This is a genomic window from Planobispora rosea, from assembly GCF_014648175.1.
Lineage (GTDB): Bacteria > Actinomycetota > Actinomycetes > Streptosporangiales > Streptosporangiaceae > Planobispora > Planobispora rosea.
In genome coordinates this window covers 38,550-56,841 of the sequence record NZ_BMQP01000011.1, presented here as the reverse complement: position 1 = coordinate 56,841, position 18,292 = coordinate 38,550, and the positions used below count along the sequence as shown (strand labels likewise).

General features: G+C 72.8%; 15 protein-coding genes and 1 pseudogene. 6 read left to right on the top strand and 10 right to left on the bottom strand.

Annotation, left to right across the window (positions count from 1 at the left end; translation table 11 throughout):
* Positions 1-29: 29 nt before the first annotated feature.
* The gene (locus IEZ08_RS13275) at positions 30-896 is read right to left on the bottom strand and encodes a GNAT family N-acetyltransferase (RefSeq protein ID WP_189242222.1); all 867 of its coding nucleotides are present in this window, start codon (positions 894-896) and stop codon (positions 30-32) included.
* 81 nt (positions 897-977) lie between these two features.
* Positions 978-1,625 (bottom strand): DNA alkylation repair protein, encoded by a 648-nt coding sequence (locus IEZ08_RS13270; RefSeq protein ID WP_203863373.1) that lies wholly within the window; start codon positions 1,623-1,625, stop codon positions 978-980.
* A 215-nt stretch (positions 1,626-1,840) separates the two neighbouring features.
* Between IEZ08_RS13270 and IEZ08_RS13265 the strand changes: the two genes are divergently transcribed.
* Both IEZ08_RS13265 and katG read left to right on the top strand, forming a co-directional pair.
* The gene (locus tag IEZ08_RS13265) at positions 1,841-2,278 is read left to right on the top strand and encodes a Fur family transcriptional regulator (RefSeq protein ID WP_068925337.1); all 438 of its coding nucleotides are present in this window, start codon (positions 1,841-1,843) and stop codon (positions 2,276-2,278) included.
* A 31-nt stretch (positions 2,279-2,309) separates the two neighbouring features.
* Positions 2,310-4,541 (top strand): catalase/peroxidase HPI, encoded by a 2,232-nt coding sequence (gene katG / locus IEZ08_RS13260; protein WP_068925335.1) that lies wholly within the window; start codon positions 2,310-2,312, stop codon positions 4,539-4,541.
* Positions 4,542-4,670: 129 nt separating this feature from the next.
* Here katG and IEZ08_RS13255 read toward each other — a convergent pair whose 3' ends face one another.
* Both IEZ08_RS13255 and IEZ08_RS13250 read right to left on the bottom strand, forming a co-directional pair.
* Positions 4,671-5,153 (bottom strand): metallophosphoesterase family protein, encoded by a 483-nt coding sequence (locus tag IEZ08_RS13255; RefSeq protein WP_068925333.1) that lies wholly within the window; start codon positions 5,151-5,153, stop codon positions 4,671-4,673.
* Positions 5,154-5,246: 93 nt separating this feature from the next.
* The gene (locus IEZ08_RS13250) at positions 5,247-7,091 is read right to left on the bottom strand and encodes a glycoside hydrolase family 43 protein (RefSeq protein WP_068925331.1); all 1,845 of its coding nucleotides are present in this window, start codon (positions 7,089-7,091) and stop codon (positions 5,247-5,249) included.
* A 320-nt stretch (positions 7,092-7,411) separates the two neighbouring features.
* On the opposite strand from IEZ08_RS13250, the gene IEZ08_RS13245 reads away from it, so the two are divergent.
* Complete coding sequence (locus IEZ08_RS13245) at positions 7,412-7,594, top strand: hypothetical protein (protein ID WP_068925329.1); 183 nt, start codon at positions 7,412-7,414, stop codon at positions 7,592-7,594.
* Positions 7,595-7,656: 62 nt separating this feature from the next.
* On the opposite strand, the gene IEZ08_RS13240 is transcribed toward IEZ08_RS13245, so the two are convergent.
* From IEZ08_RS13240 to IEZ08_RS13225, 4 genes are all read right to left on the bottom strand, one after another.
* Positions 7,657-9,537 (bottom strand): S9 family peptidase, encoded by a 1,881-nt coding sequence (locus tag IEZ08_RS13240; protein ID WP_068925328.1) that lies wholly within the window; start codon positions 9,535-9,537, stop codon positions 7,657-7,659.
* The gene (locus tag IEZ08_RS13235) at positions 9,537-11,324 is read right to left on the bottom strand and encodes an N-acetylglutaminylglutamine amidotransferase (RefSeq protein ID WP_189242221.1); all 1,788 of its coding nucleotides are present in this window, start codon (positions 11,322-11,324) and stop codon (positions 9,537-9,539) included. The genes IEZ08_RS13240 and IEZ08_RS13235 overlap by 1 nt, the downstream gene beginning before the upstream one ends.
* A gap of 82 nt (positions 11,325-11,406) precedes the next feature.
* Positions 11,407-12,588 (bottom strand): carboxylate-amine ligase, encoded by a 1,182-nt coding sequence (locus IEZ08_RS13230; protein ID WP_084780484.1) that lies wholly within the window; start codon positions 12,586-12,588, stop codon positions 11,407-11,409.
* Between the two features lie 72 nt (positions 12,589-12,660).
* On the bottom strand, positions 12,661-13,854 hold the full coding sequence (locus IEZ08_RS13225) for a carboxylate-amine ligase (protein WP_068925325.1): 1,194 nt from the start codon (positions 13,852-13,854) through the stop codon (positions 12,661-12,663).
* 210 nt (positions 13,855-14,064) lie between these two features.
* On the opposite strand from IEZ08_RS13225, the gene IEZ08_RS13220 reads away from it, so the two are divergent.
* A complete protein-coding gene (locus IEZ08_RS13220; protein WP_068925323.1) occupies positions 14,065-14,433 on the top strand; it encodes an MmcQ/YjbR family DNA-binding protein in 369 nt (122 codons plus the stop codon).
* Between the two features lie 92 nt (positions 14,434-14,525).
* Here the strand turns inward: IEZ08_RS13220 and IEZ08_RS13215 are convergent, their stop codons facing one another.
* Positions 14,526-15,392 carry a phosphotransferase family protein gene (locus tag IEZ08_RS13215; RefSeq protein ID WP_203863370.1) on the bottom strand — a complete coding sequence of 289 codons (867 nt, stop codon included), beginning with the start codon at positions 15,390-15,392 and terminating at the stop codon, positions 14,526-14,528.
* A 79-nt stretch (positions 15,393-15,471) separates the two neighbouring features.
* Positions 15,472-15,561 (bottom strand): annotated as a pseudogene (locus IEZ08_RS13210) (mycothiol transferase); the annotation flags it as partial.
* Between the two features lie 278 nt (positions 15,562-15,839).
* Here IEZ08_RS13210 and IEZ08_RS13205 point away from each other — a divergent pair.
* Together IEZ08_RS13205 and IEZ08_RS13200 are read left to right on the top strand one after the other, a co-directional pair.
* Positions 15,840-16,829 carry an AraC family transcriptional regulator gene (locus tag IEZ08_RS13205; RefSeq protein WP_068925321.1) on the top strand — a complete coding sequence of 330 codons (990 nt, stop codon included), beginning with the start codon at positions 15,840-15,842 and terminating at the stop codon, positions 16,827-16,829.
* A 239-nt stretch (positions 16,830-17,068) separates the two neighbouring features.
* Complete coding sequence (locus IEZ08_RS13200) at positions 17,069-18,292, top strand: styrene monooxygenase/indole monooxygenase family protein (RefSeq protein WP_189242220.1); 1,224 nt, start codon at positions 17,069-17,071, stop codon at positions 18,290-18,292.

Here is an 18,292-nt window from a genome sequence, read left to right as displayed (position 1 = left end):
GGCCGGCGGTCATAGGCGATCGTGTCCGTCTAGGAGTCCCGGTAGTGGTCCCGGATCTCGGGGAGCGGCTGGAAGCCGGCCGACCGGTAGGTGGCGACGGCGCCGGTGTTGGAACTGGGGGTGCAGACGACCGCGCTCGACGACCCCAGCTCCTGGAGTACGGCCGCCGCCGCGACGGTGATCGCCCTGCCGTAGCCGTGACCGCGATGCTCCCGGTGCACGCCCATCGGCTCGAGCAGCCCGGGCCTGCCCGGGCCGGCCGACCACACCGTCACCGCCGCCACCGCCTCGCCCCGGTCGTCGTAGGCGACCAGGCACCGGGCGTCGGCGTACGGCGATCCGGCCGCCATCGCGTGCCAGCGCTCGTCGGTGAACGTCGACCCCTCGAACGACGCCCGCTGTACGGCGGTCCGCACGTGCACCCGCTCCGGCCCGATCACCTCGATCCGCACGCCCGGGTCCTCCACCGGCCGCGTGAGGTCGCGGCGCAGCGGCGTCCACGGCTCGTCGGCGTTCCAGCCGTCCTTGACCAGCAGGTCCTGGACCAGCGGGTACATCGACGCGTCGACGTTCGCCCTCCCTTCGGGCAGTACGCCACGCTCCGGCTCGGTCACGTCCTCGGCCAGCCGCCGCGCCAGCTCCCCGTCCCGCCGAGCGGCCGGCGCGATCGCCAGCCGCAACAACCTGGGACCGTCCAGCAGTCCGACGGCGAGAATCCGCCCGTCCCGGCTCCACGTCCGGACCGCCGCGGCCGTCGCTTCGGCGCCGAACCGCCAGAACCAGCCCAGATCCCCCGGATGCAGTTGAACCGGCGTCCCGTCGTGCTGCCACTCCCGCAGCGCGCCCGCAACCTCGCCCAGCCGGTCGGCTCCCGGCTCGTTCAGCACGATCGTCATGTCCCCGATCACACATCACCGCCCCGCCGGCCCGCACCCGGTTTTCGGCCGGCCGGAGCGGCGGGGGATCCTGGCGGGGGGTCACGTCCCGGCGTGCTGCCGGCGCACCATCTCGGTGATCCAGACGGGCGCGAACGGGGACGTGCAGCCCGGGGAGGTGGGGTAGTCCTTGAGCACCTGCAGGCGCTCACCGATGTCGATGGCGCGGGCGCGGTGCTCGGCGTGCTCGATCCCGATCTGGGCCAGGCAGTGGTTCATCGCCCACTGCAGGCGATCCGGGGCGTCTTTCATCTCCGCCTCGATGACGTCGAGCAGCCCGGCGAGGTCGAGGCCCTCGGGCTTCTTCGCCACGCGTTCGGCGGTCAGCGCCCAGCCGGCGCTCGCGACCACCGGATCCGGATCGGCGGACCAGGCCAGGCGCAGTTCTTCGGCGTGCGGGCTCTTCTTCACCACGTAGTTCACGAGCCAGTCGTGCACCTTGGGCGCCCGCGTCTGGCGGATCATGACGTCCAGTTCGTCACGCTCGAACGCCTTGGGGCGGCAGATCAGGATCGCCAGCAGTCTCGCCGCGGTGTCGTCCGTCTCCCAGAGCCGGCGTGCGAGTTCCTGCTGCGTCTTCAGCCGCTTCGCGAGCGCGCGCAGCTTGCCGAGGTTCACCCCGTGATCGTCGCCGTGCTTCTCGTTCACCTCGCGTATCTTCGGGTCTTCGAGCCCGGCCAGCTCGGCCATCACCTCGGCTGCAGTTGTCTCGGTCAGCGCCGTCTCGGCCACTTCAGCCTCCTGTCCACCGCGTGGGAGATCCAGGCTACGGCGGAGCCCGCCGGTCCGGTCGCGCCGAGCGGAGAGCGAATCCCTCAAAATCGGACAAACCTCTCTGGTTCAGGGCTAAACTGGGATCATTCGTTATCTTGTATCGTTCGTGTTTATGACGGTAGGTTTGGCCCATGACCGCACCCAGGACTCCGACCACCGCCGAGGAACTGCGCGGTGCAGGCCTGCGGGTCACGGCAGCCCGCGTCGCGCTGCTCGAGACCGTCCGCGACGGTGACCATCTCGACGTCGAGGGGATCGCCTCCGGGGTGCGCGATCGTGTAGGCCATGTCTCCCTCCAGGCCGTGTACGAGGCTCTCCACGCGCTCACCGCGGCGGGACTCATCCGCCGCATGGAGCCGGCCGGCAGCCCGGCCCGGTTCGAGGGGCGCGTCGGGGACAACCACCACCACGTCGTGTGCCGGTCGTGCGGTGTGGTCGCCGACGTCGACTGCGCGGTCGGCGAGGCGCCCTGCCTGCACGCGTCCGACGACCACGGCTTCTCCATCGACGAGGCCGAGGTCATCTACTGGGGCCTGTGCCCCGCATGTTCCACCGCCCGTAGTTCCTGAGCATCAGGATCCCTAGTCCAGAAGGATTCCCATGTCCGAGAACCATGACGCAATCGTCACCGACCCGAAGCCGGAAGGCGAAGGCGGCTGCCCGGTCGCGCACGGGCGCGCCGCGCACCCGACCCAGGGCGGCGGAAACCGCCAGTGGTGGCCGGAGCGGCTCAACCTGAAGATCCTCGCCAAGAACCCCGCCGTGGCCAACCCCCTCGGTGAGGAGTTCGACTACGCCGAGGCGTTCAAGAGCCTCGACCTCGCGGCCGTGAAGCGGGACATCGCGGAGGTGCTGACGACCTCCCAGGACTGGTGGCCGGCCGACTACGGCCACTACGGCCCGCTCATGATCCGGATGGCGTGGCACAGCGCGGGCACCTACCGGATCAGCGACGGCCGCGGCGGCGCCGGCGCCGGTCAGCAGCGCTTCGCCCCGCTCAACAGCTGGCCGGACAACGCCAACCTCGACAAGGCCCGCCGCCTGCTGTGGCCGGTCAAGAAGAAGTACGGCCAGAAGATCTCCTGGGCCGACCTCATGATCCTCACCGGCAACGTCGCCCTGGAGTCCATGGGCTTCAAGACCTTCGGTTTCGCCGGCGGCCGCGCGGACGTCTGGGAGGCCGACGAGGACGTCTACTGGGGCCCCGAGACCGCCTGGCTCGCCGACGAGCGCTACAGCGGTGACCGGGAGCTGGAGAACCCCCTCGCCGCGGTCCAGATGGGCCTCATCTACGTCAACCCGGAGGGCCCCAACGGCAACCCGGACCCGCTCGCCTCGGCCCGCGACATCCGTGAGACGTTCCGCCGGATGGCGATGAACGACGAGGAGACGGTCGCCCTGATCGCGGGTGGTCACACCTTCGGCAAGACCCACGGCGCGGGCCCGTCGGAGCACGTCGGCCCGGACCCCGAGGCCGCCCCGATCGAGAACCAGGGTCTCGGCTGGAAGAGCACCCACGGCACCGGCAAGGGCGGTGACACGATCACCAGCGGTATCGAGGTCACCTGGACGCCCACCCCCACCCAGTGGGACAACAGCTTCTTCGAGACCCTCTTCGCCTACGAGTGGGAGCTGGTCAAGAGCCCCGCCGGCGCGCACCAGTGGATGCCGAAGGACGGCGCCGGGGCCGACGCCGTCCCCGGTGCCCACGACCCGTCGAAGCGTCACGCCCCCGGGATGACGACGGCCGACCTCGCGCTCCGGTTCGACCCGATCTACGAGCAGATCTCGCGCCGCTTCCTGGAGAACCCCGACGAGTTCGCCGACGCCTTCGCCCGGGCGTGGTTCAAGCTGACCCACCGTGACATGGGCCCGGTCGTGCGCTACCTGGGCCCGGAGGTCCCGAGCGAGACGCTGATCTGGCAGGACCCCCTTCCCCCGGTGACGCACGAGCTCGTCGACGCCGAGGACGTCGCCGCGCTCAAGGCCCAGGTCCTCGCCTCGGGTCTGTCGGTGTCCGAGCTGGTGTCCACCGCGTGGGCGTCGGCCTCGTCCTTCCGCGGCAGTGACAAGCGCGGCGGCGCCAACGGCGCGCGCATCCGCCTCCAGCCGCAGATCGGCTGGGAGGTCAACGAGCCCGACCGGCTGGCGAAGGTGCTGCGCGTCCTGGAGGGCGTCCAGGAGGCCTTCAACGCCGCCCAGACCGGCGGCAAGCGGATCTCGCTGGCCGACCTGATCGTCCTCGCCGGTGCCGCGGCCGTCGAGCAGGCCGCCGAGAAGGCCGGCTACGACGTCCAGGTCCCCTTCACCCCGGGCCGCGTGGACGCCTCGCAGGAGCAGACCGACGTGGAGTCGTTCGCCGCGCTCGAGCCGACCGCCGACGGGTTCCGCAACTACCTCGGCAAGGGCAACCGCCTGCCGGCCGAGTACCTGCTGATCGACAAGGCGAACCTGCTGACCCTGAGCGCGCCCGAGATGACGGTCCTCGTCGGCGGCCTCCGCGTCCTGGGCGCGAACTACCAGCAGTCGCCGCTCGGCGTCTTCACCGAGACCCCCGGCGTTCTGACCAACGACTTCTTCGTCAACCTGCTCGACCTGGGCACGACGTGGAAGGCGACGTCCGAGGACGCGACCGTGTTCGAGGGCCGCGACGCGGCCACGGGCCAGGTCAAGTGGAACGGCAGCCGGGCCGACCTCGTCTTCGGGTCGAACTCCGAGCTGCGCGCGCTCGCGGAGGTCTACGCCAGCGACGACGCGAAGGAGAAGTTCGTGAAGGACTTCGTCGCGGCGTGGAACAAGGTCATGAACGCCGACCGGTTCGACCTGGTCTGATCATGGCGTCCCGGGATCCCGGGGGCGTGAGGCCCCGAGGTTCCGGGGGCGTGGAACTCTGATGTCCCGGTCGGCTCGCGCGAGCCGACCGGGACATCCTCATGTGACCCGCATTCGTGTGACCGGCCCTCATGTGACCGGCACGATCCTCGCCTCGGTCAGAGCCCCGTTCTCGATCCGCAGCAGGCCCATGGTGCCGTACGGCTGGCGGCGGCGGTCGGTGGGCGACCCGGGGTTGAAGATGCGCAGGCCGTCGCCGCTCTCGTCGAGCGGGATGTGCGAGTGCCCGAAGACGACGAGGTCGGCCCGGGGGAACCGGCGGCGCAGCCGGGCCAGCCGCCCCCGCGCCGCGCCGCTGTCGTGGACCATCGCCACCCGGAGCCCGCCGAGGTCGAGTTCGAGCGTCTCGGGAGCGACCACGTCGGCCCCGTCGTTGTTGCCCTTGACCACGTGAACGGGCGCGTAGGCGGCCAGCTCGCCGAGCACGCCCGCGGTGCAGACGTCCCCGGCGTGCAGGATCAGGTCAGCGTCGCGGAGGTGCTCCGCGACCCGCGGCGGGCAGGACTTCCAGCGCCGCGGCGCGTGGGTGTCGGACAGGACCGCTACCTTCATGAGGCCGTCCTGCCCGCGCGCGTACGTCTCGAACGGCCCGTCCGTCCCGTGCGCCCCTCCGCGTGCTCCTCCCGGAGGGGCGCGGCCGGCCCGTCAGCGCCGGTGCAGACGGAAGTAGTCGAACTCGGCCGTGGCGCCGGCGCCTCCCAGGGAGATGAGCCCGACACGCAGGTCGGCCTCGGCGGGCAGCGTCCACACGCCGCCGAAGACCCACGTGCGGCCGTCGCGGCTGGTGGCCGCGCGGAGTTCGTGCTCGCCGTTGCGCGGGTCGACGCGGTGGACGAGACGGAGCCGGGTCTCCTCGGCCGGCGGCCCGACGATCGTGCCGCCGTAGGCGATCCGGCCGGCGTAGGGCATCTCCTTGCCGAACTCGGTCTGGCGGGTGTTCCAGATCGCGACGTGGACGAGCTTGGTGTAGAGGTCGTCCCCGGCGTACGCGATCAGGCCCGCCTGCTGGTAGTTGCGTACGGTGTCGGTGCCCAGGTCGATGCGGAGCCTGGTCTCGGCGGTCCAGTCGCCCTCGGGTGCCTCGCGCAGGAGCACCGAGGCGGTGTTGGTCTCCCGGTTGAGCTCGGCGTCCTGGGTGGGCCAGCGCAGCGCCCCGCCGGTGAGCTCTCCCTGCGGCGCGCGCACCCAGCTCCAGCCGGGGCGCAGCTGCGTGCCGTCGAACTCGTCGCTGTCGCGGGGGTCGACCGGGCCGGGCCGGGGAGTGGGCGCGATCTTCACGGGCCCGGCACGGCCGGGCGCCCGCTGGGGATCCTCCGAGGCCCACGCGCCGCCCCGGACGGTCGGCCAGCCGCCGATCCAGTCGAGGCGGTCGATCAGCATGGGCCGCTCGTTGATCCCGTACGGCTCGTCGAGATACGGGTCGGCGCGGTCGATGGCGTGGTAGACCAGCCAGTCCTGCCCGGCGGGGTCGGTCACGACGGCGTTGTGCCCGGTCCCCACCCAGCGGTTGCCGTTCGGCGCGATGACGATCGTGCCGCCGGCCCGTGACGCGACCAGCGGGACGCCCTCCCGGTCGGTGTAGGGCCCGGTGATGGAGCGGGAGCGTCCGGCGTAGACGCTGTATCCGGTGGTCGGGCCCGCGCAGCAGTCGGCGGAGGAGGCGAACAGGTACCAGTGGCCGCCGCGGCGCAGCAGGTAACCGCCCTCGAACTTGTTGTCGATGGCGATCATCGTGGGCTCGCCGACGGCCCTCCTGCCGGTGGGGTCGAGGCGGGTGATGAAGATCCCGCCGTAGTAGGAGCCGTAGACGAGATACTCGGTCCCGTCGGTGTCGACGGCATGGCTCGGGTCGAAGGTCCACTTGAAGTCGCCGGGCCCGCCCCCGCCCCTGCGCGGGTCCACGACCGGGGCGCCCGAGTCGGTCCACGGGCCGGCCGGTGTGGGCGCGGTGGCCATCCCGATCGCGTTGTCGTTCTGCTCCGGTGTGACGGTGGTCTGGGTGACCACGTAGTACAGGCGGTACTCGCCGCCGACCCGCCGGATGTCCGGCGCCCACAGGCTGGCGCCCGCCGCGGTGTCGGCCCACCCGGGGAGGGTCTCCGCGGTGAAGGCGTCGCCGACGTAGCTCCAGTCGGTCAGGTTCCGCGACCGGGAGATCGGCAGGTAGTGGCGCCTGCCCTCACCCTCCCGCAGCGGGTCGCTGGTCCCGACCGCGTACCACCAGCCGTCCTCGCCGCGGATGATCGCGGGGTCGGCGTAGGTGTCGGCGAAGGCGCGGCTGACCGGGTTGGTGTAGGTCCCCGGTCTCCCGCCGGCGGCCCCGGCGGGTGCGCCCGGGGCCGGATCGCCCGGCGCGGGGACGGACGGCGGAGCCGGGGCCGGTGCGCGCGAGGCCGGCCCGCCCGGGGCCGCGGTGGCCGGGGCCGCCGCGAGGAGGCAGGCCGATCCCGCCAGTGCCACGATCACGCGTTGGACGACTCTGATGCCCATGAAGACCTCTTCCGCTCCGGCCCCCGTGCCCTGGCTGGACGATGCTTGCGATCCTTCCGCCAGCCCTTTGTACAACGTTGTATTCAACGTTGTACATAGCTGATCTCCCTTTCGCTCCCGGAGGGCCCGGCAGGTGCGCCGCCGTCGCCTCGGTGCCGCGGCACCTCTCCCGGGAGTGATCCTCAGTGCGGCCGGGACGTTAGAGGCACGGGAGGCTGGGCACGTCGGCGGATGGCAGACAGAGAGCGGACGGGGCGCCCCGTCACCGCGGAGCGGACGGGGCGCCCTCGCTACGGCCGCAGGACGATTGGAGACTGTGAATGCTGGCTCGGACCGGAAGCAAGGCGCTGCTGGCCGCCGGGGTGACGGCGCTCGCCGTACTGACCGCGGGCTGCGGGGGCGGAGACGGCGGCGACGGGGACACCCCGGACGTGGTCGAGACGACCGGAGCGCCCGGTGTCGAGAACGACGGCGAGACGGACAACGACGGGGACGGCGACTGACCGGCGCCGGGTACGGGCCGGGTGCCCCGCGGCTTCCGGAGGACGGAATCCGCGGGGCACCGTCACGCCGGGGCGGGGACGGTCAGGTGCCGCCCGAGCCACGCGACGACGTTCCTGACGAAGGCCGCCCGGTTGGCGGGCTTCCTGATCTGGTGCCCCTCGTCCTCGAACAGCAGGTAGTCGCAGGGCACTCCGCGGCCCCGCGCGGCCCGGACCACCTGCTCGGCCTCGTGCACCGGGACGTTGGTGTCATGGGCGCCGTGCACGACCAGCAGCGGGGCGGCCAGCCGGTCGAAGGAGCGCAGGGGCGACAGGGCGCGCAGCAGTTCGCGGTCGTCGCGCGGGTGGCCGTACTCGCTGACGGCGGCCGCGGCGATCCACGGCTCGGTGCGCGCGTAGAAGGTCTCGAAGTCGGCGATTCCGCAGAAGTCGACCCCGGCCCGGAAGAGGTCGGGGCGGGAGACGAGGGCGGCCAGGGTCAGGTAGCCGCCGTACGACCATCCCATGCAGGCGATCCGGGCCGGATTCGCCAGGCCGAGCCGTACCAGTTCGTCGGCGCAGTCGGCGACGTCGTCGATCGCGCGGAAGCGCAGCGCGTGGTTGTCGGCGTCGCGGAAGGCCCGTCCCGAGCCGGAGGAGCCGCGGACGTTGGGCGCGAAGACGCCGATCCCGGCGGCCAGCAGGTTCTGGTACAGCGGGGTGAAGGCGGGCCGCTCCTGGTCCTCCGGGCCGCCGTGCAGGTAGATGAGGAAGGGCACCGGCGCGTGCGTTCCCGGGACCCGGTAGAGCCAGCCGTTCAGCTCCACGCCGTCACGCGCGGGGAACCGCACGAGCTCCGGCCGGACCGCCTCGGCGAGCGGGTCCGCTCCCGCGACCCGCCGGTAGCCGCCGGTCTCCAGGTCGCACAGGAGCACGTGGGGAGGGTCGCCCGGCCCTTCGGCGGCGAGCACGGCCAGGTGCCCGTCCAGCGACACCCTGATCGAGGTCACCAGCTCGGCGGGCGGCGGCGGGAGCGGGCAGACCGTGCCGGTGTCCATCTCGATCAGCCCCAGCTCCGACCTGCCGGAGACGTTCCACACCAGTACGGCGCGGCGCCCGTCGGCGCTGAGCGCGAACTGGTCCAGCTCGGCGTCCGGGCGTTCGGCGAGCGTCACCGCCCGGTCGTCTCCGCGCACCGCGACCAGGGCGGCCCGATCGCGGCCCGCGTCGGACAGCAGATAGACGGTCGCGCCGTCGGGGGAGAGGATGCCGTAGTCGGTGGAGCCGGGCAGCCCCGCGAGCAGGGGCCGTTCTCCCGGGAGCGGCCGTTCCCCGGACGGGATCCGTTCGCCCGCCGGGTGCCGTGCCCCGCCGTTCTGCAGGTGCCACGCCCCGCCGCCCGTCAGGTCCGCCACGGACATCCTCCGCATGCCACGGGGGCCGCGCCGCAGCAGCATCCGCCGGTGGTCGCGGCTGATCGCCGCCGGGTGCGTCAGCGGGCCGGCCGCGACGACCTCCCGGCTCCCGGAGTCGGCGTCGATCAGCACCGTCTCGGTCACGCCCGACGCGGAGGTCTCGGTGACGAGCAGGAGCTCGCCCCGGCCGGTCCAGCGCACGAACGCCGCCGTCCCGCCCGCGGGGGCGGACAGCGGCCGCAGATCCGAGCCGTCGGGCCGGACGGTCCAGACCTGCGCGTGCTCCCCGCCGCCCGGCACGACGAGGACCGCCAGCCGCCTGGCGTCGGGGGACCAGCCCACGTCGGCGACGGGCTCCGGCCCGGTGTCGACCGGCCACGCCCGCGCCTGCCCGTCGAGGGGCTGGATCCAGACGCGGGGCGAGCCCCCGGAGTCGCCGACGAAGGCGACGGCGCTCGTGTCGGGCGCCAGGGCGGGCGCCCGGCAGTGCCAGGCGGTCAGGCTCGCCTCCGCCGGAAGGTGCGGGCGGAGGCCGAGGATATGCGTCATCAGACTCCTTGGGCTTGCAACCACAGCTCCAGGAGTCCAAGCTGCCACAGCACATTGACGCCGACCGGCGTACGGTGCTCGTTGGGCGCGGCGAGCAGCCGTTCCACATACGACCGGTCGAACAGGCCGCGGGCCCGGGCGGCGGGCGCGTTCAGCGCGTCGCGGACGAGCTCCAGCAAGGGCCCGTCGACGTGCCGTACGGCGGGCACCGGGAAGTACCCCTTGGGCCGGTCGACGACCTCGGCCGGCAGCAGCTTGCGGGCGATCTCCTTGAGCACGCCCTTGCCGCCGGAGGCCAGCTTGAGCTCCGGCGGGCAGGCCGCGGCCAGCTCGACCAGCTCGTGGTCGAGGAACGGGGTGCGGGCCTCCAGCCCGAAGGCCATCGTCATGTTGTCCACCCGCTTGACCGGGTCGTCGACCATCATGACCTCGGTCTCCAGCCGCAGCACCGCGTCCAGCGCGGTCTCGGCCCCGGGCGCCTCCAGGTGACGCCGGACGAACGCGCCGCTGGCGTCCTCGCCGATCAGGTACTCGGGGGAGACGACCTCGGCCATGGCCGCGTGCGGGCGGTCGAAGAACTCGCGGGCGTAGACGTCGGCCGCCTGCTCGCGCGCCACACCGGCCAGCGGCGGGAACCAGCTGTACCCGGCGAAGACCTCGTCGGCGCCCTGACCCGACTGCACGACCGTGACGTGCTTGGCGACCTGCTCCGACAGCAGGTGGAAGGCGACGCAGTCGTGGCTGGCCATCGGCTCGCTCATCGCCCGCACCGCGCGCTCCAGGGCGGGCACCAGCCTTGCGTCCTCGACGCGGAGGCGGTGGGGGGCGGTGCCGAAGCGCTCGGCGACCAGGTCGGAGTAGACGAACTCGTCTCCGTCGAGACCGCCGGCCGGCTGGAACCCGATGCTGAAGGTCGACAGCCCTCCCTGGCCCTCCTCGGCCAGCAGCGCGACGATCAGGCTGGAGTCCAGGCCGCCGGAGAGCAGCACGCCCACCGGCACGTCGGCGACCATGCGGCGCCGTACGGCCGTGCGCAGCCGTTCCAGCACGGCCTCGCGCCAGTCGTCGGCGCCCATTCCGGCGTACTCCGGCAGGGCCGAGCGGGTGTAGGGCGGCTGCCAGTAGCGGTGGTCGCGGGTCGTGCCGTCCGCCTCGACGGTCCGCACCGTGGCCGGCGGGAGCTTGCGGATCCCGGCCAGGATCGTGCGCTCGCCCGGCACCAGCGAGTGGAAGGTCATGTAGTGGTGCAGCGCCACCCGGTCGATGTCGCCGCCCACTCCTCCGGCGGCCAGCAGCGCGGGCAGCGAGGAGGCGAAGCGCAGCCGGCCGGCGTCCCGGGCCAGGTACATCGGCTTGATGCCCAGGCGGTCCCGGGCGAGCGTCAGGCGGCCGGCGTCCCGCTCGAAGACCGCGAAGGCGAACATCCCCTTGAAGCGCTCCACGCAGCCGGGACCCCAGTGGTGGAACGCCTTCATCAGCACCTCGGTGTCGGAGGTGGAGAAGAAGCGGTATCCCTGGTTCCGCAGCTCCTCGCGGAGCTCCCGGTAGTTGTACAGGCAGCCGTTGAACACTCCCGCCAGGCCCAGGGCGCTGTCCACCATGGGCTGGGCCGCCTTCTCCGACAGATCGATGATCTTCAGGCGGCGATGGCCCAGGGCGACCGGCCCCAGCGACCACAGCCCCGAGCCGTCGGGTCCGCGGTCGTGCATCGCCTCGGTCATCCGGCTCACGGCGCCGATGTCCGCCGTGCGCCCGTCGAATCGGATCTCACCGCTCAGTCCGCACACAGGTCATCCCTCATATGGTCATGGTCGTTCCGCAGTCGCTGGATCCCCTGGATCCCCTGGATCCCCGCTCGCGCGGGGATGCTCACGCCGCCTCGGCGTGGCCACCGCCCGGGACGCCGGTCGCGCCGGTCGTGACGCCGGACGCGGCTGGCGCGACGGGGGCCCACTCCTCGTTCCGCGTCTCGGCCAGGAGGAGATCGACGACGTCGGCCGGGTCGCCGTTGCGGGCGAACGCCTCCCGCTGGCGGGCCGCGGAGCTCCCCCGCGCCAGCGCCTCCCGGGTCAGGGACGCGATCAGCTCCCAGTCGCCGGAGCGCTCCAGCTCCGGCCGGAGGCCGTCCACCATCCGCCCGATCACCTCGGCGGCCGGCCGGGGAGCGCCCGCGTCCGGGTCGACGAGCTCGCCCTCCAGCCCGGACCGCGCCGCCCGCCACGTCGCGGCGCGCACCAGCTCCGGGCGGACCTCGGCGGGGCGCCCCCGCCGTACGGCCTCCAGCTCGCGGGCCACCAGGGCGCGGAACAGCCCGGCGATCAGCACGACGTCGCTCACCCGGGGGCAGGAGTCGCAGATCCGCAACTCCACGGTGGGGACGTGCGCCGAGGGCCGGATGTCGAAGTAGATCATGCCGGGATCGCTGATCGTGCCCGACCGGATGAGCTCGTCGATCATCTCGTCGTACTCCGCGGCCGACGCGCACGCGGGCATGGGGCCGGCGGTGGGCCAGCGCTGCCAGACGAGCGGGCGGTAGGCGGCGTAGCCGGTGTCACGTTCCAGCCAGTACGGCGAGCCGGCGCTCAGCGCGAGCAGCGGGGGCACCCAGGGGGCCAGCCGGTGGGCGACGGCGACCGCCAGGTCCCGGTCCTCGATCTGGGCGTGCACCTGGGTGCCGCAGATGAGCTGCTCGCGGGTGAGCTCCTGGTAGTCGGCGAGCATCCGCTCGTAGCGGGGGTCCGGGGAGATCTTCATCAGCTCCGGATCCACCAGCGGCACGCTCCCGGCCGCCACGATCCCCAGCCCCAGCCCCTCCGCCGCCCGGACCGCCAGGCGGCGCAGCCCGGTCAGCTCGCCCGCGAGATCGTCCAGGCGGGTGAAGGGGCTGCTGTTGACCTCCACCACCGAACGCTGCAGTTCAGGGGTGAACCGGTCCGCGGGCAGCTGCTCCAGCAGGACGCCGGACCGGGGTACCAGGCGTCTGGTCCCGGCGTCCACGATGTGGAACTCCTCCTCGACGCCGACTGTGATGAGCTCCTCGCGGTTCGCCATCTCTCTTCACCCCAGAAAAGCACCGAATTAAATGGAATTTTTGTTCTCTGCCCTAAAAATCACCTTTTGCACTCATATGACGGAAAAATCTCCTTGTGAGGTGAGAAGCGGGAGGTCGCAGACCGTCACGGGAGCGGTCTGGCGTCCCATCCACGCCACCACGTCCTGCAGGTTGGACCGCTGGCCGTACACCGCGCGCTGGCGTGCGGCCCCCGACCCCAGGCAGCGCAGCAGGAAGAGCCGCTCGGTCACCATCGGCAAGTCCCCCGCCGCCGCCAGCGCCGGACCGATACGGGCCATGAGCTCGTCGACCAGCCGCCAGGCGGGCACCGGAGCCCCCGTGAACGGATCCACCCCCTGGCCCTCCAGCCCGTCCCGCGCCGCCCGCCAGTGGGCGCCCTCCAGCAGCGCCTCCACGGGGCGGGGCGCGGGCACCCCGGAGCGGATGTCGTGCAGCACGGTCGTCACCAGCGCCCGCACGATCGCGGCGTAGGCGACGGTCTCCTCGGCGGTGGCGCACACGTCGGCCACCCGGACCTCGACCGTGGGCAGGTGGTGGGAGGGCCGCGCCAGCCAGTACACCATCGCCTCGTCCAGGATGACGCCCGAGCGGACCAGCGCGTCCACGGTGGCCCGGTAGTCGGCGGCGGAGTCGAGCAGCGGGGGCGGGCCGACCGTGGGCCAGCGCCCCCAGGCGATCGTGCGCCAGCTGGCGTACCCGCTGTCGCGGCCGGCGGTGAACGGGGAGTTGGCCGTCAACGCCAGGAGCGTGGGGAACCAGGGCCGCAGATGGTTGCAGACCTGCACGGCCTCCTCGCGATCGGGCACCTCGACGTGGACGTGGCAGCCGCAGCACTTCTCCCCGCGGGCGATGGCACCGTAGGCGCGGGCTATCCGCAGGTAACGCGGGATGTCGGTGACGGTCGCCCCGGTGGCCGAGTTCTCGAAGGGGGCCGATCCGCAGGCGGTCAGGCGGCAACCCGCCCGCCGTGCCGCGCCGGACAGCTCGGACCGGAGCCGGACCAGCTCCCGCTGGAGCTCGCCGAGATCGGTGTGCGGACTGGAGGCGGTCTCGACCTGGCAGGCCGCGAACTCCCGCTGCACCCGGTCGGGGTCGCGCACCGCGTCCAGGACGCCGGCCGCGCGTGGGATCGTCCGGCCGGTACGGGGGTCGAAGAGGAAGAACTCCTCCTCCACGCCCACCGGGAGGGCTTCCGCGCCGGGCCGGGGCGGACCGCTCCGGCCGGTGCCGTGGCCGGCAGGCACGCCGCCGCCCGTCCACGGAAGTGCCGAGCGTCCGCGAGTCACTTCTGTACCCCCTCCGCCGGCGACGGTCCGCCCAGCCACGCTGAGCTGCATTAATTCGCTGCCCCATGGAGGGGAGCTCACACCTGCGCGACCGGCTCGGAGGGGTCCGGCCGCTCCGCGGGGGACGAGCACGGGAAAGTGTCGGAGTGTTCTGGTACATGTGGGCCCATGGGTGTGAGCGTCGATGAGTTCCTGAAGATGCTGAACAGACTGCCGGAGGTCTCGCAGAGCGACGGCGGCGAATGGGTCTCGCTGAAGGTGCGGGGCAAGGGGTTCGGCTACCTGTGGGAGCGGACGGAGACCGTCGGACTCAAGGCGACGATCGAGGAGCAGATGGCGCTGGTGGCCGAGCGGCCGGAGGTGTTCGAGGTCCAGTTCACCGCGGGCCGGTTCGGCTGGGTCGTGGTCCACCTGGACAGGATCGACGAGGACGAGCTGTTCGAGCTGGTCGCCGAGGCGTGGTGCCTGACGGCGCCCAGGCAGATGGTCGACGCCTTCGAGGCCGAGCTGGGGGTGGCGGGCGGGGCCGGGCGATAACGCGCCGGACCGCCGGGGCCGGGTGATGACGGCCCGGAGCCGTCGTGGCGTCAGGGGTCGCCGGACTCGGCGGGACCCGGCGGGGTACCCGGTCAGGCGGGGGCGAAGGTGATGTCCAGGCGGGCCAGGCCGGTCTCGGTGTAGTGGCGGGAACCGGTGCGCACGCCGTACGCGATGTCCTCGAGCAGGGTGCAGCGTGCGTAGAACAGGGCCCGTTCGCGGTCGGCCCCGTCCCAGCGCCCCTCGTAGCAGCCCAGCGTCAGGTCGAGGATCTCGGGACCGAGGTCCCGGTGGATGAGCGCGAAGTCGTAGGCGGGGTCGGCGATGGCCGCGTCGGTCCAGTCGATGACCCCGGTGACGGCGTCCGTCCGGGGGTCCACCAGCACGTGCTCGTCGCCCAGGTCGTTGTGGCAGAACACCAGGGTGCGCGGTCCCGCCGCCGGGGGCGTGCGCCCGAGGAAGTCCTCGACGGTACGGCGGGCCGCCGGGGACACCAGCTCCGCGATCTCCCGGTAGTCCTCCCGCGCCTCGCGCAACCATTCCTCCGCCGCCCGGAAGTCCCGCTCGGCCAGCTTCTCCATCTCCGCCACCGGAGCGCGGTGCAGACTGCCGAGGAACGCGCCGAGCACGGGCGCCAGCCGGGCCGGGTCCGCCACCGGGCGCTCGCTCATGGGCAGGCCGGGAAGCTTGGGGTAGGCCATGACGCCCGCCTCGGCGTCGGCGAAGACCGGTTCCGGGACCGGCAGGGGGGACAGCCGGACCACCGCGCCGAGCAGCTCCGCCTCGCGCCGCACCGCCTCGGCCCGCAGGAGGGGGTCCTCCTCCTTGCTCCACCGGACGATCAACTCGCCGTTGACCTCGTAGGCGACGTTGTCCCAGCCCTCACCCAGCCGGACGGCGGACCCGATCTCGTAGCCGGGCAGGTGGCGGCGGAGCAGCGCGCCGATCGCGTCGATCACAGCGGCACCCTAGCGGGCCGGGGAGGGCGCGCGGGCCATACGGGGACCGCGGTCCGCGCGGCGGGCGCGGGCCGGGGGCTCAGCCGAGGGCGCCGGTCGAGCCGTCGGTCAGCTCGCGCAGAATGTCGGCGTGCCCGGCGTGCCGGGCGGTCTCCTCGATCATGTGGACTCCAGGAACACCTCCAGCACCGTGCGCTCCCCGTCGACGGAGGCCGACGCCACGGCGAGCGCGGGGTCGTTCGGCTCGGCGTACATCTTGCAACGGTAGGTAATCCCCCCGGCGGAGACAACGCCCACCGCGCCCCGGCGTTCACATGCGGTTCGCCGGGCGGGGGTATCCGTGTGCATTTTTACATGGTCAGAGCCGTCCCCCTCTGTGATCATCGGTGAACCGGCCGTGACCGCGCGCCGGGCACCGGAGACGGGCATCCGAGGACGGGGACGCCGATGGGTGAGGCGGGGGAGCGGGTTCCGCTCGGCAGCAGGGCGCTTTTCGCCACCGAGGACGTCGACGAGGCGCGCGAGCAGGTGGCCCGGGTGTTCTGCCCGCACCGGCTGGAGCCGGGCGGAGGCCTCGCGCGGCTGGCCGCCCGGTTCAACTCCGCCCGGTTCGGCGCCGTGCGGCTGAGCTACCTGGACTACGGGGCGGACGTCCGCATCGAGCCCGGTGAGCTGGAGTCGTTCTTCCTCGTGCAGATCCCGCTGGCCGGGCGCAGCCTGATCCGGTGCGGCGACCAGGAGATCGTCTCGACGCCCCGGCTGGCCTCCCTGCCGTCGCCGTCGGAGCACCTCGACATGCGCTGGGAGGCGGGCTGTCCCCAGCTGATCGTCAAGTTCGACCGGCCGGTTGTCGAAGGCGCTCTGGAACGGATGCTCGGGGAGCGGCTCGACCGGCCCGTCGTCTTCGATCTGGGCCTGGACCTCACCGCGGGCTGGGCGCGGTCGTGGCGGGCGATGATCGACCTGATGGTCGGCGACGCCGAGCGTGACGACGGCCTCGCCGCGCAGCCGCTGGCCGCCGCCCACCTGGGGAACGCGCTGCTGTCCTCCCTGCTGACCATGCAGCCGTCCAACTACCTGGCGCGGTTGAACGCCCCCCGCCCGCCCGCCGTGCCCAAGGTGGTGCGCCGGGCGATGGAGTTCATCGACGGCCACGCCCACGAGCCGCTGACGACCGACGACGTCGCGCGCGCCGTGGCGGTCAGCGGCCGCTCGCTCCAGGAGGGCTTCCGCCGCCATCTCGGCCTCACTCCCATGGGGTACCTCAGGGACGTGCGGCTGGGCCGGGTCCACGAGGAACTGGCGGCGGGCGACCCCGCTCGGTGCACCGTGACGGGGGTGGCCGTCCGGTGGGGTTTCCCGCACCAGGGGCGGTTCGCCGCGCTCTACCGCGCGCGGTACGGGCAGACGCCCTCGCAGACGCTGCGCGGGCACTGACGACCGCTGATGACCGCTGATGACCGCTGATGACCGCTGACGGCACTGACGGCACTGACGGCACTGACGGACGGCGCCGGCGGGCGCGTCCGTACGGCCGGGACCGGAGGAAGTCCGCGCCAGGCGGACGGAACCCGCGCTGAGCGGATATCCCGTACGGCGGCGCCCGTCGTACCTTCTTTCCAGGCGCCGATCGACCATCTCTCCACTGTCTGCACCCTCGGAAGGGGAACACCGTCATGCGCAGAATCCTCATCGTCGGCGCCGGGCAGGCCGGCCTCCATCTCGCGGTCGGCCTGCTGCGCAACGGGTACGACGTCACCGTCGTCTCCAACCGGACCCCCGGCGACATCCGCGACGGCCGGGTCATGTCGAGCCAGGCCATGTTCGGGACGGCCCTCGGCCACGAGCGCGCCCTCGGCCTGGACCTGTGGGCGGACGACTGCCCGCCGATCGACGGGATCGAACTCACCGTGCCCGGCCCCGGCGGGGACCGGGCGATCCACTGGGCGGCCCGGCTCCACACGCCCGCCCGCTCGGTCGACCAGCGGCTGAAGATGCCCGCCTGGATGCACGAGGTGGAACGGCTCGGTGGGAAGGTCGTCATCCGGGACGCGACGGTGGCGGACCTGGAGTCCTACGCCGCCCAGTACGACCTGATCGTGGTCGCCGCGGGCAAGGGCCCGATCGCCTCGCTGTTCGAGCGGGACCCGGCACGCTCGCCGTACGAGACCCCGCAGCGGGCGCTGGCCCTGACCTACGTCACCGGCCTCGCCCCGCGCCCGGAGTACTCCGCGGTGTGCTTCAACCTGGTCCCCGGGGTCGGCGAGTACTTCGTCTTCCCCGCGCTCACCGTGGGCGGACCCTGCGAGATCATGGTGTTCGAGGGGCTGCCCGGCGGGCCGATGGACTGCTGGTCCGACGTGCGCACCCCCGCCGAGCACCTGGCCAGGAGCCGGTGGATCCTGGAGACCTTCCTGCCGTGGGAGGCCGAGCGCTGCCGCGGCGCCGAGCTGACCGACGCGGGCGGCGTCCTGTCCGGCCGGTTCTCCCCGGCCGTCCGCAGGCCGGTCGCCACCCTGCCCTCCGGCGCCGCGGTCCTCGGGGCCGGTGACGTCGTCGTGCTCAACGACCCGATCACCGGGCAGGGCGCGAACAACGCCGCGAAGTGCGCCGCCGCCTACCTCGCCGCCATCCTGGAGCACGGCGGGCGGCCGTTCGACGCGGCCTGGATGGAGCGGGCGTTCGAGCGCTACTGGCGGGACGCCCGGCACGTCACCGCCTGGACGAACGCGCTCCTGGCGCCGCCGCCCCCGCACGTGCTGGAGATCCTGCAGGCCGGGGGCCGGTCGCCCGAGGTGGCCTCCAGGTTCGTCAACGGTTTCGACGACCCGTCGGACTACGCGGACTGGTTCATGGACCCCGCCGGGGCGCGCGACTATCTGGCGCGGACCGGTTCCTGA

What these genes read in the sequence shown, in the direction of transcription:
- IEZ08_RS13275 (WP_189242222.1), bottom strand. Translation starts at nt 896, where the DNA reads ATGACGATCGTGCTGAACGAGCCGGGAGCCGACCGGCTGGGCGAGGTT.
- IEZ08_RS13270 (WP_203863373.1), bottom strand. Translation starts at nt 1,625, where the DNA reads ATGGCCGAGCTGGCCGGGCTCGAAGACCCGAAGATACGCGAGGTGAAC.
- IEZ08_RS13265 (WP_068925337.1), top strand. Translation starts at nt 1,841, where the DNA reads ATGACCGCACCCAGGACTCCGACCACCGCCGAGGAACTGCGCGGTGCA.
- katG (WP_068925335.1), top strand. Translation starts at nt 2,310, where the DNA reads ATGTCCGAGAACCATGACGCAATCGTCACCGACCCGAAGCCGGAAGGC.
- IEZ08_RS13255 (WP_068925333.1), bottom strand. Translation starts at nt 5,153, where the DNA reads ATGAAGGTAGCGGTCCTGTCCGACACCCACGCGCCGCGGCGCTGGAAG.
- IEZ08_RS13250 (WP_068925331.1), bottom strand. Translation starts at nt 7,091, where the DNA reads ATGGGCATCAGAGTCGTCCAACGCGTGATCGTGGCACTGGCGGGATCG.
- IEZ08_RS13245 (WP_068925329.1), top strand. Translation starts at nt 7,412, where the DNA reads ATGCTGGCTCGGACCGGAAGCAAGGCGCTGCTGGCCGCCGGGGTGACG.
- IEZ08_RS13240 (WP_068925328.1), bottom strand. Translation starts at nt 9,537, where the DNA reads ATGACGCATATCCTCGGCCTCCGCCCGCACCTTCCGGCGGAGGCGAGC.
- IEZ08_RS13230 (WP_084780484.1), bottom strand. Translation starts at nt 12,588, where the DNA reads ATGGCGAACCGCGAGGAGCTCATCACAGTCGGCGTCGAGGAGGAGTTC.
- IEZ08_RS13220 (WP_068925323.1), top strand. Translation starts at nt 14,065, where the DNA reads ATGGGTGTGAGCGTCGATGAGTTCCTGAAGATGCTGAACAGACTGCCG.
- IEZ08_RS13205 (WP_068925321.1), top strand. Translation starts at nt 15,840, where the DNA reads ATGGGTGAGGCGGGGGAGCGGGTTCCGCTCGGCAGCAGGGCGCTTTTC.
- IEZ08_RS13200 (WP_189242220.1), top strand. Translation starts at nt 17,069, where the DNA reads ATGCGCAGAATCCTCATCGTCGGCGCCGGGCAGGCCGGCCTCCATCTC.